At 69.6% G+C, this 1,509-nt stretch carries 2 protein-coding genes; one reads left to right on the top strand and one right to left on the bottom strand.

What is annotated here, in order from left to right; translation table 11 throughout:
* Window positions 1–62: 62 nt before the first annotated feature.
* A complete protein-coding gene (locus tag ACFWI8_RS36250) occupies window positions 63–1,175 on the bottom strand; it encodes a non-reducing end alpha-L-arabinofuranosidase family hydrolase (RefSeq protein ID WP_387100522.1) in 1,113 nt (370 codons plus the stop codon).
* A 147-nt stretch (window positions 1,176–1,322) separates the two neighbouring features.
* On the opposite strand from ACFWI8_RS36250, the gene ACFWI8_RS36245 reads away from it, so the two are divergent.
* A partial coding sequence (locus ACFWI8_RS36245; protein ID WP_387100519.1) for a hypothetical protein occupies window positions 1,323–1,509 on the top strand: 187 nt, incomplete at its 3' end.

The following is a 1,509-nucleotide window of genomic DNA, read 5'->3' as shown; positions in this document are numbered from 1 at the left end:
GGGGGGGGCGGGCCGCGCCCCCCGGGCGCCCGCCCCCCCCCGCCGTGGCGGCCGGTGGGCCGTCAGCAGGAGGTGGTGTTGGTGGCCAGGCCCAGGCGCCAGGGGAGCTGCGAGTAGTCGCCGCCGGCCGAGGGGTTCATGCCCTGGTAGAGGAGCTGCAGGTTGCAGGGGTCGATGGTCATGGTCTGGTCGGCCCCGGTGCGCAGCAGCTCACCGTGGCTGATGTCCCGCGTCCAGGTCCCGCTGGGGAAGGACACGTTGTTGCTGCGCGAGAACGGGTTGGCCTCGGTGGCGGCCAGGGGCTGCCACTGGCCGTTCAGGCTCGTCGAGGTGAACGACCGGTAGTAGCGCCGGCCGTCCGAGCCGATGGCCTCCACGATCATCAGGTAGGTGTTGGTGCCCTGCACCCGGTAGACGGCCTCGCCCTCGAAGAGCGCGAACCGGTTGGAGTCCTGGAGCGCGATCTGCGTGTTGCGGAAGCCGTTGGGGAACTCGCCCACGGTGGTCTCGGCCCGGTAGATGTGGCCGTTGTCGTCCGCGGAGAACAGGTAGCACATGCTGGTGTCGCAGATCACCCAGTAGTCGAGCCAGTTGCCGTTGCCGATGTTCTGCCTGACGATGTCCGGCATGCTGCTCTGGAAGTTGCGGGGCGCCGACCAGCTCTGGGGGTTGCTGGGGTCGGTGCTGACCGAGTAGGACGGCAGGCCGGTCTGGTAGACCAGGTACCACTCGTTGCGGGGCGCGAAGTAGAACACGTGGGGCGCGGCGGCGTACCGGTTGCCGATGTTCGGGTTGTTGTTGAGGAAGTACTGCGGCGCGGCGGCGGCCTGGGACCAGTCGGTGAAGCTGGTGTAGGCCAGGCTCCACTGGCCGGCGGTGTTGGCGGTGGTCATGTAGACGTGCCACCGTCCGTTGTGCCGGACCACCGTCGGGTCCTTGACCGAGACGATGTTGTGGGTGGCGTCCGGCTTGGGGGAGATCAGCTGGGCGCTCGAGTTCCACCGGAAGGTGCTCGGCAGGGCCGCGGCGCTGACGTCGCCCTGTTCCTCGGCGGCCGGCGCCGGCGAGGAGGACGACTGGGCCGGCGCGGCCGACAGGGCCAGCGCGAGGCCGAGCAGGAGGACCACGGCCAGGCGCGCGGTGCGCAGACGTGATCGAAGTCGTGCAGCAGACATGGAAACCCCATGGGGTGTCGGCCGGGGACTCACCACACGGCGACGCCCGGTCCCTCGGGCGTCCGGCTGTCTGGCACGCGTGGGGAGCCGCCGGAGCGGAAGGAGCGGTGCGAGACACGGTGACGCGGTGACGCGGTGGCCCGGGGCGTGGACGTCGAGCCGGTCCAGCCACGGCCGTTGTTCGACATATCGGATCGTGCCCGATACATCAGACAGCAGGATGGCAGGCACGGCCCCGGGGGCGTCAATACCTTCGACAGGATTCGGTGTTCAGTCGCGAAAAGGTGTGGTGCTGTCGCGGATGACGAGTTCGGTGGCGAGTTCGGCGCGGCGC

This window comes from Streptomyces sp. NPDC127098, assembly GCF_042722465.1.
In the GTDB taxonomy this organism is placed as follows: Bacteria; Actinomycetota; Actinomycetes; order Streptomycetales; family Streptomycetaceae; genus Streptomyces; species Streptomyces millisiae.
The sequence above is the reverse complement of the archived record's forward strand: the minus strand, read 5'-3'. Positions and strand labels throughout refer to the sequence as shown.